Raw genomic sequence first — 16,114 nt, 5'->3', positions numbered from 1 at the left:
GTGGGGCATCAGATACCAAACGCCGCCGCCGATTACGAGTACCGCGCCTACCAGGAGTGCTAAGGAAGATTTTTTCATTTTTCTAATAATAATTTTTACATCAGAAACATTGCCGCCCTGAATAAGGCGAAATATTGTCGCATAGTATGTACGAGAAAAACTGCAACAGTATTACCGCCGGGCAGTTTTTTCTGCGCGAGTATTGGTTAGTGGCCGGTGTAGTACTCGGGCACTACCAGCGTCACTTCCAGGCCGCCGTCTTTATGGTTGGACAGGGTGACGTTGGCGCCGTGCTGCTCGGCGATATTGCGGGCGATGGTCAGCCCCAGTCCGGTGCCGCCCGAGGCGCGCGAGCGCGAGGTTTCGATGCGGTAAAACGGCTCGAACACGCGCGCCATCTGGTCCGGCGCGATGCCGGGGCCGCCGTCGCGGATGCTGATGCGCGCCGCGCCGGCCATGCGCTCCACTGTGACATGGGCGTAGTGGCCGTACTTGACGGCGTTGTCGATCAGGTTGACCAGGCAGCGGCGGATCGCCATCGGCCGGCCCATCAACGCCATGGCCGCGCGGCCGCGCAGATCGACCTGCTGGCCGACGTCGGTGGCGTCGCTGCAGACGCTGTCGAGCAGCGCGTCGAGGTCGAGCGCCTGCATCGATTCGGTCGAGTCCATGCTGCGCGCCAGGTCCAGCCCTTCCTTGACCATTTCCTGCATGGCCGAGAGGTCGTCGACCAGGCGCTGCTTGAGGTCGGCGTCGCCGACTTTTTCCAGGCGCAGGCGCAGGCGCGTGAGCGGCGTTTGCAGGTCGTGGGTGATGGCGGCCAGCATCTGGGTGCGTTGCGTGATGTGCTGGCGGATGCGCGCCTGCATGGCGTTGAAGGCGGCGCTGGCCTGGCGGATCTCGGATGCGCCGCTGAGCACCACCGGCGGGTGATTGATGTCGTTGCCCAGGTCCTTGGCGGCCTGCGCCAGGCGCTTGAGCGGACGGATGGTCATGCGTGCCACCAGGTAGGCCAGGAAGGCAATGCTGAGCAGGAACGGCAGCAGCGACAGCAGCTCGCTCTGGCCGGCCGGCGGCGGCTGGCGCGGCGGCAGCACGGACAGCTTGAGCATCTGGCCGTCGTGCAGTTGCACGTTCATGGTCTCGCAGGTGCCGCGCCACTGGGTCGAGGCGAACATGCTGGTGGTCTGGCGCGGCAGGTCGCAGGCGGCCGGGTGCTCGGCCAGTGGACCCAGCTTGTAGCGCTCGCCCAGGCGTTGTTGCAATTGGGTAGAGAATTCGGTCGGCGCCAGGCGCTGCGCTTGCGGCGTGTCGCTCATTTCCAGTCGCACCGTGCCACGGTTGGCGACCGCCAGGAAGGTCGGGCGCGCGCTTTCCGGCATGACGTCGGCGGTGGTGATCAGTTGTTCGGCCCGTTCCAGCGCGTGGAAGTCGCGGTAGCGCTCCAGTGCGCGCGTGCGTTCGTTGACGGCCAGCCACTGGGTCAGCGCCGCCGAAGCGACGATGCCCAGCAACAGCACCAGGAACACACGCCCGGTCATGGAGCCGAAGAAGACTTTCACGCCTGCGGCTCCACGGTCACCTGGCCGGCCAGCACGTAGCCGCCGTTGCGCACGGTCTTGATGATTTGCGGCATGCGCGCGTCTTCGCCGAGCTTCTGGCGCAGGCGGCTGATCTGGATGTCGATCGAGCGGTCGAACGGATCGGCGTCGCGGCCTTGGGTGAGGTTCAGCAGCTGGTCGCGGTTCAGCACGCGGTTCGGATGTTCAAGGAAGACCTTGAGCAGGCGAAACTCAGCGCCCGACAGCATGATGACGATGCCGTCCGGATTGAGCAGGTGGCGCGCGGTCAGGTCCAGCGTCCAACCGGAGAATTTCATCTGCTGCGCCTTGTCGGCGCCGCTGCCGACCGGCATGGCGTTGCTACGACGTAGAACGCTGCGGATGCGCGCCAGCAGCTCGCGCGGCTCGAAGGGCTTGGGCAAGTAGTCGTCCGCGCCCATTTCCAGGCCGAGGATGCGGTCCAGCGGTTCGTTGCGGGCGGTGAGCATGATGACCGGCAGGGTCGAGTGGGCGCGCAGCTTGCGGCACAGGGTCAGGCCGTCGTCGCCGGGCAGGTTGAGATCGAGCACCACCAGCTCAGGGCGACCCTCGTCGAGCTGCTTCCACATGCCGGCGCCGTCGGCCGCGCACAGGGCGCGATAGCCGTTCGATTCGAGGTAGTCTGCGAGCAGGGTGCGGATGTCGCGATCGTCGTCGACGATTAATATAGTAGATGTCGGTTCCATGCGCCCATTATCCATGCAAGACCATCCGGCTATTGTATCGTCTTGTATAAGGCTGTAGGGGCTTCTCGCCGGGGAAACATCTGGATACAAAAACTTCGGCCGGCGCAACGTCACAGCAACCTTGGAACGCCAACATGGTATCAAGCGCGGAAACGCGGCGATGAATAAACTCTCAACCATGAAGGAACGACCATGAACATCTTACGCAAAAGCATATTGATCGGTTTCACCGTACTGGGCATGGCCGCAGCGCATGCCCAGGATACCCAGACCGGCCGCGACACCCATCCGACCAAGGAACAGATGCAGGCCCGCATGGCCGACATGTACGCCAAGCGCCAGGCGCGCTTGCACGACTTGCTGAAACTGAGCGCGCAGCAGGAAGCGGCGTGGGCCAACTACCAGGCGGCCATCAAGCCGGCCTTCGACGGCAAGCGCATGGAGCACAAACGCGGCGAGAAGCTGACCGCTCCGCAACGCCTGACGTTAGCGCTGGATATGACCAAGAAGCGCGAAGCGATGCTGGAAACCCGCCTGCAGGCCGTGACCGCGTTTTACGGCCAACTGAGCCCGGCGCAGCAAACGCTGTTCGATGAGCACGGCATGCGCGGCCAGTGGGGACAGCGTGGTCGTCACGGCCGCTTCGGCCATGGTGACCGTGGCGGCCAGCGCAGCTGATTAGTTCAGCGCGCCCAGGGATGCGGTGAACTTCGCCGCATCCTGATAGCCGATCACGCGCGCGTTGGGGATTTCCTTGCCCTGCTTGTCGAACAGGATGATGCCCGGCGGGCCGAACAGGCCGAAGCGTTTCAGCATGGCCTTGTCGTCGGCGTCGTTGGCGGTCACGTCGACTTGCAGCAGCACGCTGTTCGCCAGCTTGGCGCGCACTTGCGGATCGACGAAAGTCAGCTTCTCCATCTCCTTGCAGGACACGCACCAGTCGGCGTAGAAGTCCAGCATGGCGGTCTTGCCGCCGGTCTGGGCCAGCACGGCGTCCAGCTGCTGCACGGTCTTGATGCGCTGGAAAGCCAGCGGCGCTTCGTGCGCGGCCTTGGCGCCGGCCAGATGCGACAGCGGCGCCAACGGATCGCGTCCGCCGCTGACCACGCCCACCAGTTGCGCGACGCCCAGCACGGCAACGATCACGCCGACCGACTTGGCCACCCACTGGCCGGAATTCAGCAGCAGGTACATGCCATAGCCGACCAGCAGCGCGGCCCAGCCCATCATCTGCACGGCGCCGGGCAGCACCGGCGACACCAGCCACCAGCCCACCGCCAGCATCAGCACGCCGAAGAAGCGCTTCACGGAATCCATCCACATGCCGGCCTTCGGCAGCAGCGTGCCGGCCGACACGCCCACCAGGATCAGCGGCACGCTCATGCCCACCGCCATGGCGAACAGCGCGCTGCCGCCGATGACGATGTCGCGCGACTGGCTGATGTAGACCAGCGCGGCGGCCAGCGGCGCGGCCACGCAAGGGCCCACGATCAAGGCCGAAATCGCGCCCATCACGAACACGCCGGCCAGCTTGCCGGAGGACTGGCGGTTGGAGACGGTGCTCAGTTTGTTTTGCAGCGCGGCCGGCACCTGCAGCTCGTAGAAGCCGAACATCGACAGCGACAACAAGGCCATCAACAGGGCGAAGGCGCCCAGCACCCACGGATTTTGCAGCGCGCTGGCCAGTCCTTCGCCGGCCAGGCCGGCAGCCACGCCCAGCGCGGTGTAGACCAGGGCCATGCCGAGCGCGTAGGTGACCGACAGGATCAGGCCGCGACTGCGGCTGCTGCCCGCGCCTTCGCCGACGATGATCGACGACAGGATAGGCACCATCGGCAGCACGCAAGGCGTGAACGACAGGCCCAGGCCCAGCAAGGCGAACAGCGGCAGGATCACCAGTAGCTTGCCGCTTTTCAAAGCCGCTTCCAGACGGCCGGATTCGCTGGCCGGCGCGGCGACTACCGGCGCGGCGACCGGCGCCGGCGGCGTGGTGTCGGTGGCGGTCGGCGTCGGCACGGTGTAGATGTTGACGCCCGGCGTGACGGCGGCCGGCTTGCCTTCGCCGACGGCGGCTGGCGCGGCGGGCGCGGCTGCGGCGGCGGAGGTTGATGCGGTGGCGGCGGTTGCAGCGGTTGCAGCCGTGGCAGTCGCGGGTACGGCGGGCAAAGGCACCGAGCCGCTACCGGTCAGCGACGCCTTGTAGTCCTGCGGCGAATAGCACAGCCCTTTTTCCGAACAGCCCTGCCCGCTCACCTGCAAGGTGAACGGACCGTTGACGTCCACCGGTATCGTGATGGTCAGGCCCTTGCGATACGTCTCCACATCCTTGGCGAAAGTCTCGTCGTAGTGCACCTTGCCCGGCGGGATCTGCGGCACGCCCAGCTTGGCGCCGACGGCGCTGAACTTGAAGCGCTCGCGGTACATGTAATAGCCATCGGCGATCTGGAAATTCACGGCCACGGTATGCCCGTCGACCATGCGCGCCGAGAACTTGAAGGCCTCGGACGGATCGAGGAAATCCTCGGCACGGGCGGGCTGCAACAAGAGCGCGATCAACGCCAGCAGGGGCGCGATCAAGCGGGCAAAGCGGGTGTAGGGAGCGAATCGGGACATGAAAAATCTTCTCTCGGAGGGAGTGGTCGTTGAAGCAACAGCATAGTACACCGAGCGCGCTTTTCCCGCCTGAGCACGGCCTTAAAAGCTTGTTTCATGCGAAACTCGGCTTTTTCAAGCCACTGGAGTCCCGCATGTCTTCATTCCGTCCCCTGCTGTTGTCCGCTCTCGCCCTGAGCGCCCTCCCCGCGCTGGCGCAAGCGCCGGCCAAAGCCCTGAACGCCATCTCGGCCAAGGATCTGCTGGAGCACATCCAAACGCTCGCGTCCGACGACTTCGAAGGCCGCGCCCCAGGGACGGCCGGCGAAACCAAAACAGTGGCCTACATCCAGCAGGAATTCAGGAAACTGGGCCTCAAGCCAGGCAATCCGGACGGCAGCTGGGTGCAAGCGGTGCCGATGCGCGGGCAAAAGCCGACGCCGAGCTTCAGCTACACCATCGGCGGCCAGAAAGTGGCGCTGAGTTTCCCGAATGACTATGTTGCGCATTCGACCAGCCAACCGACCAGCGTCAACGTCAACAACTCGGAAATCGTGTTTGTCGGCTACGGCGTGCAGGCGCCGGAATACGGCTGGGACGATTACAAGGGCGTCGATGTGCGCGGCAAGACCATCCTGATGCTGATCAACGACCCGGCCGTGGTCGATCCGTCCAATCCGGACCAGCTGGACCCGGCCATGTTCAAGGGCAAGGCCATGACCTACTATGGCCGCTGGACCTACAAATACGAAATCGCCGCCAAGCTGGGCGCGGCCGCAGCCATTATCATTCATGAAACAAAACCGGCCGCCTATCCGTGGGACGTGGTGCGCAGCGGCGGCGTCGCCGAACACTTCAGCCTGTTGCGTAGCGGCGATGATCCGGACGCGCCGACGGTGCCGGGCTGGATCCAGCTGGATAAAGCCAAGGCCATGATGGCCGCCGCCGGCTACGATTTCGACACGCTGAAAAAACAGGCGCTGACCAAGGAATTCAAACCGGTCAGCCTGAAAGGCACGGCCGATTTTAAAATCGAAAATAACGCCCGCACCGTGAATTCGAAAAACGTGGTGGCGAAAATCGAAGGCAGCGATCCCAAGCTGAAAAATGAATATGTGATTTACAGCGCCCACTGGGACCATCTGGGCATCGATGAACAATTGCCCGGCGAGCGCAACAAACAGATTTATCATGGCGCGCTGGATAATGCCTCCGGCGTCGCAGCGTTAATGGAGCTGGCAAAAGCCTATAAAGCGCTGCCGAAGGCGCCAAAGCGTACGATTCTGTTCATCGCAACGACTGCGGAAGAAAAAGGTCTGCTCGGCGCGAAATATTATGCTGCGCATCCGCTCTATCCGCTCAAGCAAACCATCGCCAATATAAATATCGATGGGATCAACGCTTGGGGTAAAACAGCGCAAATCGAAAACGTCACGTCGGGACATTCAAGCATCGATGGCCTGCTGGAAAAATACGCGAAAACCCAAGGCCGCCTGATGGAAAAAGACAGCCGCTCCGAGCTGGGCAGTTTCTACCGCGCCGACCAACTGGAATTTGCGCGTGCCGGCGTCCCGGTTTTATATACCAAAGCCCGCAGCCGTTATTTGGAAAAACCTGAAAACTATGCAAAAGAAGTAGTCGACAACTATTTCACGCACGACTACCACCAACCAACGGATGGCGTGCGCACCGACTGGGACTTCAGCGGCGGCGTACAAGATATTCAACTGTTATTCCAGGTCGGCCTCGACATCGCCCAAGGCGTCACGCCCACCTGGAACGCCGGCTCCGAATTCAAAGCCGCCGGCGACAAGCGCCTGAAATAAAAATCCGGGGTCAGGTCCTCCATTGCTACACGGGCTCAGCCTTTGCGAACGCAACGACTGAGCCCGTGTAGCAATGGAGGACCTGACCCCGGATTGCGACCCCGGATTGGACTCAAAAATGGTTTGTACATGCCAAATTCTGGCATGTACTTCCTTATGCTTGCGCCAGTTCCCCTGCGCGCCGCACCGCTGTTACACGGCGGGAGGCGCGTTTGCGCCACCAGATGATGACGCCGGTGACGCTCAGCATCGCCACCACCACACCCATGAACGAAATCAGGATGCGTCCCGGCAGTCCTAATATACGACCGGAATGCAGGGGGAATTGCGCCTGCACGAAGATATCCGCCGCCGTGCCTTTCCATGGCAAACGCTCGCCCAGCAATTTACCTGCGCCGTCATAATATAAATACGCCGGGCCTACGCCGCCCGCGCCATGGTCGTCGCCCGGTTTATAAAAGCTGATGCCATAGACATCAAATGCGCTGGTATAAAACACGCTGCCGACCGGTTCTTTCCATTCCCGTTTCGTCGCCTCCTCGGCCGCTGTTTGAATCACCGTGGCATATTCCACGTTAGCAGTATATGGTTTGTGGATGGCGGCCATCGGACGTGTATCGAATGGCGTTGGCGTTACCTTCGATATTTTGCTCATCACAGGATAAAATACTTCGTTGTACAGATTTAACGAGAACGCAGTGAAGGCTAGAATAAACAATAATATCCAGGTCCATAAACTGAAAGCGCGATGCAGGTCGAAATTCAGTTTGCTGCCGCCGCCATTCCAGCGGATTTTCCAGGCCGGTTTCCAGCGCTGCATCCACGGCTTGCTTGCGCCTTCCCGGCGCAATGGCAGGGTGAGGTAAAAACCGACGAAGCTGTCGATTACCCAGATAATGGCGATACCACCCATCAGCCATAATCCCCAGCGGTCGATTCCCCACATTTCGGGAATATGCAGGGTGTAATGCAAGCGATACAGGAACGATACAAACGTTTCCTTGGTAATCGGCCAGACCGCGCCCCATTCCCGTTTGCCCAATTCCGCACCGCTGACCGGATCTACAAATACCTGATTAAAACCTGGCTCATATAGCTTTTGCGTAGCGGGATTAACGCGTGGCGTCACGCCGAAGGCAATCGATTCTCCCGGCATGACCTGCAGCGGCATGAACGATACGCTCACCTGCGGATAGCGCGCCTCCAGTTGCCTGGCCAGCTCCAGGGTCGGCTGCGGCTTGCCCGGCGTGTGGGCTTCCATCAGGTGCGGGTTGAGCACGTCGTCCAGCTCGTGGTCCCACGAAATGATGGCGCCCGTCACGCCGCTGATAAACAGGAAGCCGGCCGTCAGCAGGCCGAGGTAGCGGTGGATCAGTGTCCAGAAGGCGCGCATGTCTGTCTCCGTTTAGAACTTGTACTTCAGCGTCAGCGAGGTGCTGCGTGGCGCGGCGTACGTGATGGCGCCATAGGCGGCAAACATGCCGAAGTGCGTCTTATCGAAGGCGTTCTTGACGTTCAGCTGGGCCGACAGCTTGTCGCTGATGTCGTAGCGCGCCATCAGGTCGACCAGGGCGAATCCTTTCTGCTCGATCAGGCCGCCATTGGCCGCCAGCGCAGTCGCCGGCGCGTTCGGATCGGCCGTGTAGGTGCGGCTTTCGAAGTTGACGCCGCCGCCCACGGTCAACTTGCTGAGGTCGCCCGGCAGGTTGTAGGTGGTGAACACGCGGAACAGCTTGCGCGGGTAGATGCTGTTGATGTCCGCACCGGCCGCGTCCTTGGCGCGGAACAGGCTGTAGCCGGCGCTGGCATTCCAGCCGCGCGCCAGTTCACCCGACACTTCCGCTTCGAAGCCACGGCTGGTGGCGCCTTCGGAAGCGATGTAAAAGTCCTGTGGAATGCCGCTGCCGTTGGGGACCTTGCCGCCGAACTGGCCCAGGTTGTCCTGCTTGATGTGGAACAGGCCCAGCGAGGCGTTCACCTTGCCGTCCAGGAATTCGCCCTTGATGCCGACTTCGCTGCTCTTGCCTTCCACCGGGTCCAGCGTCTTGCCGCCCTTGTCCTTCAGGTTTTGCGGCTGGAAGATGCTGGTGTAGCTGGCGTAGGCGGAGTAAGTGTGGTTGATGTCGTAGATCAGGCCGGCATATGGCGTGATTTCGTTGTCGTTCTTCAGTTCATACGCGGCCGTCCACACGCCGTGGCCGGTTTTCTTGTAGTTGGTTACGCGGGCGCCGACGATCAGCTTGAGCGGATCGGCGAGCGAGAAGCGGGCCACGCCGTACAGGGCTTCCTGCTTGGTTTCGCTCTCTTCGTAGAAGCTTGGCGCGCCCCATACCGGTTCCGGATAGGCGGACGGGTTGTAGGTGTTGAAGTTGCCCACCTCGGTGGCCGTGCCGGCGCGGCTGTTGGAGGTGAAGTCCGCCTTCGAGTACATATAGCCGAACGCCGCCTCATGCTTGCGGCCGCCCAGCTCGAACGGGCCGCTCAGCTGCAGGTTGGCGTTGTCCTGCTTGGTCTGGGTGATGTAGGAGCCGGCGAACGCGGACATGCCGAGGCCCGTCGCCTGGTCAGGCACGCCCGACAGGTACAGCAGGTGCGAGTCGCCGCGACGGTCGCCATGGACGGCGCTGGCGCGCAGCGTCCAGCCGTTGTCGAAGCTGTGGTCGAGGTTGACGAAGGCGTTGTTGTACGAAGTCTCCCAGCGCGTCCAGCCGGCGGCCGAGGTTTTGGAGACGTCCCAGTTGGTCAGCGCGCCGTTGGTGTACCAGAACGGCAGGCCGCCCCACATCGAGCCGGTCGGATCGGTTTCCTGGCGGCTGAAGCCCACGGCCAGCACGGTCTTCGGCGTCAGGTCCGCTTCCACGGTGGCGTACACGGTTTTGCTTTTGCTGGTCAGCAGATTGACCCAGCTGTCGCCCTCGCTGTATTCGCCGACCACGCGGCCGCGCACCGAGCCGTCCTGGCTCAACGGCGTCGACAGGTCGATCTGGCCACGGCGCTCGTTCCAGCGGCCGATGCCCACTTCGGCGCTGCCGGTGAATTCCTTGGCGGTGGCGCGCTTGCGCACCAGGTTGATGGCTGCCGACGGGTTGCCGGCGCCGGTCATCAGACCAGTGGCGCCGCGCACCACTTCCACGCGCTCGTACAGCGCCAGGCTGCTGGCGACTTCGCCCGAGCTCCACGATTGCTCCCAGGTGGTCGGCACGCCGTCGATCTGGATGTTGTCGATGTCGAAGCCGCGCGCGGTGAAGCCGGCGCGGTTGGTTTCATACTGGTTGACGGAGATGCCGATGACGTTGTTGACGACGTCGGTGACGGTCTGCAGGCCCTGGTCTTCGATGCGCTGCTGCGTCACCACGGTGACCGACTGCGGCGTGTCACGCAGCGACAGGTCCAGCGGCGTGCCGCCCTTGGCCTTGGCGGCCGTGTAGCTGGTGTCGAGCTTCTGCGCCGAGACCTGCACCGACGGCAGCACCGCCGTGTTCTGGTCGGCGTCGCCGCTTTGCGCCTGCGCCAGCAGCGGCATGGCCAGGCTGACCAGTGTGGCCAGACGCGTCATCTTGAATTGCTTGTCCATCTATTCCCCAGTATCGACTTTTTGTAGAAACACGAATGATAACTATTCTCATTCTAAAGTCAATCGGGAGCAATGTAAAAGGGCGAAAAAAAAGCCAGGCTAGGCCTGGCTTTTCAGTACTGCTGACAACGGCTGATTACTCAGCGGTTGGTGCGTCTTCGATGGCGGTGACTTCTGGACGGTCCAGCAGCTCAACGTAAGCCATTGGAGCGTTGTCGCCAACGCGGAAACCCATTTTCAGGATGCGCAGGTAGCCGCCGTTACGTGCAGCGTAACGTGGGCCCAGTTCCGAGAACAGTTTGCCTACGATTTCGCGGTCGCGCAGACGGGCGAATGCCAGACGCTTGTTTGCCAGGGTGTCGGTCTTGCCCAGGGTCAGGATCGGCTCAACAACGCGACGCAGCTCTTTAGCTTTTGGCAGCGTGGTCTTGATGGCTTCATGACGCAGCAGCGAAACGGTCATGTTGCGCAGCATTGCCAGACGGTGGGACGAGGTACGGTTCAGTTTACGGAGGCCGTGACGGTGACGCATGGTACTTCCTTTCGATGTTTATATCCGAGTTCTTCGATCGCTCAACATGAGCGCGGACCGGTTTTTAGTGATTAACGCCTCAGCAACATGCCAGGGCGGTACTGCATCCGTCGTCCCCGCGCAGGCGGGGATCCATGCCGAGCATGCTCAGTATGGACTCCCGCTTGCACGGGAGCGACGGCTCAAAAATTACTTCTCCAGACCAGCAGGCGGCCAGTTTTCCAGCTTCATGCCCAGGGTCAGACCACGGGAAGCCAGGACTTCCTTGATCTCGTTCAGGGACTTGCGGCCCAGATTCGGCGTCTTCAACAGTTCGTTTTCCGAACGCTGGATCAGGTCGCCGATGTAGTAGATGTTTTCTGCTTTCAGGCAGTTGGCCGAACGCACGGTCAGTTCCAGGTCGTCGACTGGACGCAGCAGGATCGGATCGACCAGCGGTGCGCGCGAAGGCGCTTCAGCAGCGGCTTCGGTGCCTTCCAGGGCGGCGAACACGTTCAGTTGATCAACCAGCACGCGGGCCGATTGACGGATCGCTTCTTCCGGCGAAATCACGCCGTTGGTTTCGATGTTGATGATCAGCTTGTCCAGGTCGGTACGCTGTTCAACACGGGCCGATTCCACGAAGTACGACACGCGGCGCACTGGCGAGAACGACGCGTCCAGAATGATGCGGCCGATGGTCTTGTTGGTGTCTTCCGACAGGCGACGCACGTTGCCTGGTACATAGCCACGGCCTTTTTCGACCTTGATCTGCATGTCCAGTTTGCCGCCGGCGGTCAGGTGGGCGATCACGTGGTCCGGGTTGATCAGTTCCACATCGTGTGGCAGATCGATATCCGAAGCCAGGACGGCGCCTTCGCCTTCCTTTTTCAGGGTCAGGGTGACGGAGTCACGGTTGTGCACTTTGAACACAACGCCCTTCAGGTTCAGCAACAGGTCGACCACGTCTTCTTGCACGCCGTCCAGGGACGAGTACTCGTGCACCACGCCGGCGATCGTCACTTCGGTAGGCGCGTAGCCGACCATCGACGACAGCAGCACGCGACGCAGCGCGTTGCCCAGGGTGTGGCCGTAGCCGCGCTCGAATGGCTCCATCACGACTTTAGCGTGACCGGCGCCCAGGGCTTCTACATCGATAATACGTGGTTTCAACAAACTGTTTTGCATGAAATGTCCTTTTCAATACCCTCGGCGCGTTAAGCCGATAAGGCTGATGGCATTAGTGAAAACGCCCGCTCAGAGGAGCGGGCGGGTTTTGGTGCTACTTAGGCTACAGATTAACGCGAGTACAGTTCGACGATCAGCGATTCGTTGACGTCGTTGGCGATCTCGTTGCGCTCTGGCAGGGACTTGAAGGTGCCTTCCATTTTCTTGGCATCGACCGACACCCAGGCTGGCATGCCGCCTTGTTCGGCCAGCGACAGCGCTTCAACGATACGCACTTGTTTCTTGGCTTTTTCGCGCACGGCGATGACGTCGCCGATTTTGACCGAATACGAAGCGATGTTCACAACCTGGCCGTTCACGGTGAAGGCTTTGTGCGAGACCAGCTGACGTGCTTCAGCGCGGGTCGAACCGAAGCCCATACGGTAGGCGACGTTGTCCAGACGGGCTTCCAGCAGTTTCAGCAGGGTTTCGCCGGTGTTGCCTTTGCGACGGTCGGCTTCTGCGAAGTAGCGACGGAACTGACGTTCCAGCACGCCGTACATGCGTTTAACTTTTTGCTTTTCGCGCAGCTGGTTGCCGTAGTCCGAGGTACGAGCGCCCGACTTAACGCCGTGCTGACCTGGTTTGACGTCCAGTTTGCATTTGCTGTCCAGCGAGCGACGTGCGCTCTTCAGGAACAGATCAGTGCCTTCACGGCGGGAGAGTTTTGCTTTAGGTCCGATATAACGTGCCACGGTACTTCCTTTTTAAAATGATGACGTTCCAACCACACGCGTGGTTGAACGCTAGTCTGGTCTGCGGGTGAGCCAGACGTGGCTTAAGTCCGCCGCAAGCGGCAGACGACAATAGCCGGGCAGTATAACCGTTACCGGTTGCCTGCACCAGCTGAATTGTGTAACAGCGAAACCGGCGAGGCCGGTCTAGCCATTAGATACGACGACGCTTTGGAGGGCGGCAGCCGTTGTGTGGAACTGGCGTCACGTCCTGGATCTCGGTGATCTTGATGCCCAGATTGTTCAGCGCGCGCACAGCCGATTCACGGCCTGGGCCTGGGCCCTTGATACGCACTTCCAGGTTCTTCACGCCGCATTCGATCGCGACTTTACCAGCGGCTTCAGCAGCAACCTGCGCTGCGAACGGGGTCGATTTACGCGAACCCTTGAAGCCAGCACCACCGGAGGTCGCCCACGACAGAGCGTTGCCCTGACGGTCGGTGATGGTGATGATGGTGTTGTTGAAGGAAGCGTGAACGTGTGCGATACCTTCGGCAACGTTCTTCTTGACCTTCTTGCGTACGCGAGCTGCTGCTGCGCTGCTTTGTTGCTTAGCCATGTGATTTCCCTAGATTATTTCTTGAGCGATTGAGCGGCTTTGCGCGGGCCCTTGCGGGTACGTGCATTGGTGCGGGTACGCTGACCGCGGACCGGCAGGCCCTTACGGTGACGCATACCGCGGTAGCAACCCAGATCCATCAAACGCTTGATGTTCATGGACAGTTCGCGACGCAGATCGCCTTCGACGATGAATTTTGCTACTTCATCGCGCAGCTTTTCCAGTTCGCTGTCGTCCAGGTCTTTGACCTTTTTATTGGTCGCAATACCCGTCTGCGCGCAGATGAACTTTGCGCGTGGGCGGCCTACACCGTAGATGGCCGTCAGGCCGATAACGGTGTGCTGATGATTTGGGATATTAACCCCTGCAATACGTGCCATTCGTTATTCCTCGATAAATAACGGTTATTAACCTTGACGCTGCTTGTGACGTGGTTCGACGCAGATTACGCGAACAACGCCCTTGCGCTTGATGATCTTGCAGTTGCGGCAGATCCGCTTGACTGAGGCGTTAACTTTCATTATGAACTCTCTTCTAAAAGGTTCGATTATCTAAATTTACTTGGTCCGGAACACGATGCGGGCACGGGACAGGTCGTAAGGTGTCAGTTCGACCGTCACCTTATCGCCAGGCAGGATGCGGATATAGTTCATCCGCATTTTACCTGAAATATGCCCGAGCACCACGTGTCCGTTTTCCAGCTTTACTCGAAATGTTGCATTAGGGAGATTTTCTAAGATCTCACCCTGCATCTGTATGACGTCGTCTTTTGCCATTCGGTATGTTGAAACCGCGCTTATCGCGTCGGAATTCCGCCTTTGAAGTTTGCCTTGCGCAGCAGCGATTCATATTGCTGCGACATGACGTAGTTTTGTACTTGCGCCATGAAATCCATGGTAACAACCACAATAATCAACAGAGAAGTACCGCCAAAATAGAATGGTACTTTCCACTCGGCTACCATGAATTCCGGCAACAAACACACCAAAGTGATGTAGATGGCGCCAGCCAGTGTCAATCGCGTCAGGATCTTGTCGATGTAACGGGCAGTCTGCTCACCGGGACGAATCCCTGGCACAAAGGCCCCGCTCTTCTTCAAGTTATCCGCTGTTTCCTTGCTGTTGAAGACCAGCGCTGTATAGAAGAAACAGAAAAACACGATCGCAATGGCATACAACAGTGCGTGGATGGGCTCGCCTGGCCCCATCGATGCTGCCAAATCTTTCAGGAACCGGACCGCCGGGTTGGCCGTGTCGGCGCCCGTCGTAAACCAGCTCACGATCGTTGCTGGGAACAAGATAATCGACGAAGCGAAGATCGGTGGGATCACGCCGGCCATATTCAACTTCAATGGCAGGTGCGACGTTTGTCCACCGTAAATCTTGTTACCCACCTGGCGTTTCGCGTAGTTGACCAGAATTTTGCGTTGGCCACGTTCCACGAATACCACCAGGAACGTCACCGCAACCACCAGGATCATGATGATGATCGCCGACAGCGCACCAATCGAACCGTTGCTCACCGACTGGCCGAGGCCACCCAGCGCGCCCGGCAGACCGGCAGCGATACCTGCGAAAATGATGATCGAGATGCCATTACCGAGACCACGCTCGGTAATCTGCTCGCCCAACCACATCACGAACATGGTGCCGGTCAACAGCGTAACGACCGTCACGAAACGGAAAGCATAGCCTGGATCCAGCACCAGACCTGCCTGCGACTCTAAAGCAACTGCAATACCGAGCGCCTGGAACGTCGCCAGCACCACCGTGAAGTAACGGGTGTACTGGGTGATCTTGCGTCGGCCTGCTTCGCCTTCCTTCTTCAACGCTTCCATCTGCGGCGAGACGATCGACACCAACTGCATGATGATCGAGGCCGAGATGTACGGCGTGATGCCCAGCGCAAAGACTGTGAAGCGCGCGAGCGCGCCACCACTGAACATGTTCAACATGCCCAGGATGCCGCCCTCTTGCGACTTGAACAGCGCGGCCAATTGTACCGGATCGATCCCGGGAACCGGGATGTGAGCGCCGATACGATAAACCACCAGTGCGCCAAGCAGGAACCAGAGCCGGCCCCAAGGGAAACCAGCTGCTGCACTTTTTGCCAATTGTGGATTAGTCGCCAATTTTCGCTCCGATCAAGCTGTGTGCGGGGCTCAGGCTACCGAGCCGCCGGCTGCTTCGATGGCCGCTTTCGCGCCAGCGGTCACTTTCAGGCCTTTGAGGTTCACCGCTTTGGTGATCTCGCCGGACAGAATGACGCGCACGTCGCGTGCCAGCACGCTCAGTACGCCAGCTTGTTTCAGCACCAGGATGTCGACATCGCCGACCGCCAGGTTGTTCAGGTCGGACAGACGCACTTCAGCTTTGAAGGTGGCGTTGAGCGACTTGAAACCGCGCTTAGGCAGACGACGTTGCAGAGGCATTTGACCGCCTTCGAAGCCGACTTTGTGGAAGCCGCCCGAACGCGATTTCTGACCCTTGTGGCCACGACCTGCGGTTTTACCCAGGCCAGAGCCGATACCGCGGCCGACGCGACGCTTGTAGTGCTTAGCGCCATCGGCTGGTTGAATGGTATTCAGTTCCATGATTTCTCCGTGAGTAAGCCGGGGCTTACGCAACTACTTTAACGAGATACGACACTTTGTTGATCATGCCGCGTACGGATGGGGTGTCTTGCAACTCGGCGACCGAGTTGACGCGACGCAGGCCCAGACCGCGAACGGTGGCACGGTGATCTTGACGAGTGCCAATCAGGCCCTTGACCAGTTGTACTTTGACGGTTTTCGTAGTCATGTC

At 60.3% G+C, this 16,114-nt stretch carries 17 protein-coding genes; 2 read left to right on the top strand and 15 right to left on the bottom strand.

Annotated elements, in window-relative coordinates:
* Positions 1-206: 206 nt before the first annotated feature.
* Complete coding sequence (locus tag ACXZ1M_RS15755) at positions 207-1,562, bottom strand: ATP-binding protein (protein WP_459048613.1); 1,356 nt, start codon at positions 1,560-1,562, stop codon at positions 207-209.
* A complete protein-coding gene (locus tag ACXZ1M_RS15750; protein ID WP_459048612.1) occupies positions 1,559-2,287 on the bottom strand; it encodes a response regulator in 729 nt (242 codons plus the stop codon). The genes ACXZ1M_RS15755 and ACXZ1M_RS15750 overlap by 4 nt, the downstream gene beginning before the upstream one ends.
* A gap of 192 nt (positions 2,288-2,479) precedes the next feature.
* Here ACXZ1M_RS15750 and ACXZ1M_RS15745 point away from each other — a divergent pair, with 192 nt between their 5' ends.
* Entirely contained in the window at positions 2,480-2,965 is a 486-nt protein-coding gene (locus tag ACXZ1M_RS15745; protein ID WP_459048611.1) for a Spy/CpxP family protein refolding chaperone, read from the top strand.
* On the opposite strand, the gene dsbD is transcribed toward ACXZ1M_RS15745, so the two are convergent.
* The gene (gene dsbD / locus ACXZ1M_RS15740; protein ID WP_459048610.1) at positions 2,966-4,900 is read right to left on the bottom strand and encodes a protein-disulfide reductase DsbD; all 1,935 of its coding nucleotides are present in this window, start codon (positions 4,898-4,900) and stop codon (positions 2,966-2,968) included.
* Between the two features lie 134 nt (positions 4,901-5,034).
* On the opposite strand from dsbD, the gene ACXZ1M_RS15735 reads away from it, so the two are divergent.
* Positions 5,035-6,705, top strand: a complete 1,671-nt coding sequence (locus ACXZ1M_RS15735; RefSeq protein ID WP_459048609.1) for a M20/M25/M40 family metallo-hydrolase — start codon at positions 5,035-5,037, stop codon at positions 6,703-6,705.
* Positions 6,706-6,859: 154 nt separating this feature from the next.
* Here the strand turns inward: ACXZ1M_RS15735 and ACXZ1M_RS15730 are convergent, their stop codons facing one another.
* The 12 genes from ACXZ1M_RS15730 to rpmD form a co-directional block, all read right to left on the bottom strand.
* A complete protein-coding gene (locus tag ACXZ1M_RS15730; RefSeq protein WP_459048608.1) occupies positions 6,860-8,098 on the bottom strand; it encodes a PepSY-associated TM helix domain-containing protein in 1,239 nt (412 codons plus the stop codon).
* Positions 8,099-8,110: 12 nt separating this feature from the next.
* The gene (locus ACXZ1M_RS15725) at positions 8,111-10,279 is read right to left on the bottom strand and encodes a TonB-dependent siderophore receptor (RefSeq protein ID WP_459048607.1); all 2,169 of its coding nucleotides are present in this window, start codon (positions 10,277-10,279) and stop codon (positions 8,111-8,113) included.
* A 136-nt stretch (positions 10,280-10,415) separates the two neighbouring features.
* Entirely contained in the window at positions 10,416-10,811 is a 396-nt protein-coding gene (gene rplQ, locus ACXZ1M_RS15720) for a 50S ribosomal protein L17 (protein WP_110846398.1), read from the bottom strand.
* 189 nt (positions 10,812-11,000) lie between these two features.
* Positions 11,001-11,978, bottom strand: coding sequence for a DNA-directed RNA polymerase subunit alpha (locus tag ACXZ1M_RS15715; protein ID WP_026637581.1), 978 nt, complete (start codon positions 11,976-11,978; stop codon positions 11,001-11,003).
* Between the two features lie 110 nt (positions 11,979-12,088).
* Positions 12,089-12,712: a 30S ribosomal protein S4 gene (gene rpsD, locus ACXZ1M_RS15710; protein WP_459048606.1), complete on the bottom strand. Its 624-nt coding sequence runs from the start codon at positions 12,710-12,712 to the stop codon at positions 12,089-12,091.
* Between the two features lie 193 nt (positions 12,713-12,905).
* Positions 12,906-13,310: a 30S ribosomal protein S11 gene (gene rpsK / locus ACXZ1M_RS15705; RefSeq protein WP_072786827.1), complete on the bottom strand. Its 405-nt coding sequence runs from the start codon at positions 13,308-13,310 to the stop codon at positions 12,906-12,908.
* Between the two features lie 14 nt (positions 13,311-13,324).
* Complete coding sequence (gene rpsM, locus ACXZ1M_RS15700; RefSeq protein ID WP_072786826.1) at positions 13,325-13,690, bottom strand: 30S ribosomal protein S13; 366 nt, start codon at positions 13,688-13,690, stop codon at positions 13,325-13,327.
* 27 nt (positions 13,691-13,717) lie between these two features.
* Entirely contained in the window at positions 13,718-13,831 is a 114-nt protein-coding gene (gene rpmJ, locus ACXZ1M_RS15695) for a 50S ribosomal protein L36 (RefSeq protein ID WP_005663407.1), read from the bottom strand.
* Positions 13,832-13,867: 36 nt separating this feature from the next.
* On the bottom strand, positions 13,868-14,086 hold the full coding sequence (infA, locus tag ACXZ1M_RS15690; protein WP_005663428.1) for a translation initiation factor IF-1: 219 nt from the start codon (positions 14,084-14,086) through the stop codon (positions 13,868-13,870).
* Positions 14,087-14,106: 20 nt separating this feature from the next.
* Positions 14,107-15,441, bottom strand: coding sequence for a preprotein translocase subunit SecY (secY, locus tag ACXZ1M_RS15685; protein WP_459048605.1), 1,335 nt, complete (start codon positions 15,439-15,441; stop codon positions 14,107-14,109).
* A 30-nt stretch (positions 15,442-15,471) separates the two neighbouring features.
* On the bottom strand, positions 15,472-15,903 hold the full coding sequence (gene rplO, locus ACXZ1M_RS15680; protein ID WP_092280158.1) for a 50S ribosomal protein L15: 432 nt from the start codon (positions 15,901-15,903) through the stop codon (positions 15,472-15,474).
* 25 nt (positions 15,904-15,928) lie between these two features.
* A complete protein-coding gene (gene rpmD, locus ACXZ1M_RS15675; protein ID WP_090192459.1) occupies positions 15,929-16,111 on the bottom strand; it encodes a 50S ribosomal protein L30 in 183 nt (60 codons plus the stop codon).
* Between the last annotated feature and the right edge of the window lie 3 nt (positions 16,112-16,114).

The organism is Duganella paludis (assembly GCF_054461335.1).
The sequence above is the reverse complement of the archived record's forward strand: the minus strand, read 5'-3'. Positions and strand labels throughout refer to the sequence as shown.